1 protein-coding gene is annotated in these 474 nt (G+C 70.0%); it reads right to left on the reverse strand.

From position 1 onward, the window contains the following. On the reverse strand, nucleotides 1–474 hold a 474-nt coding region (locus AC1DYG_RS19535; protein ID WP_477641512.1), incomplete at both ends, for a UPF0182 family protein.

The raw sequence follows: 474 nt of genomic DNA on the forward strand, positions 1-474 counted from the left end.
GAGCGGGGCCGGCGCCGTCTCCGGTGCGGGCGGCGTGCCACCGCTCGGCGGCGGCGTGGTCGCGCTGCCGCCCGGAGCCGTTGCGGTGCCGGATGTCCCGCCGTCGAAGACCTGGTCAAGCGCCTCGGCCAGGGTGGCGGCGTAACCCACCCGGATGCGGCCGGTCGGACCGGGCTCCTGGTAGCTGGCCAGCACCCGGGTCAGCTGCGGGAAGGTCGCCGTGTTGGCCCCGCTGCGCTCGGTGTACATCGGCTCCACGTAGAGGATGCCGCCCTTCGCGATGGGCAGCGCGAGCTGGTTGCCGTACTGGATCTTGTTGGTCTTCTCCAGCAGCGCCTTTTCCGAGCCGACCCGGGCGTCGGAGATCATCGAGTTCTGCGACTGCGCCGGCCCCTGCGTCTGCTTGTTGATCGGCAGCTGCAGCACGGTGATCTTGCCGTAGTCCTTGGGATCGGAGTTCACCGTGATGTAGGC

The organism is Pedococcus sp. P1_H8 (assembly GCF_056405175.1).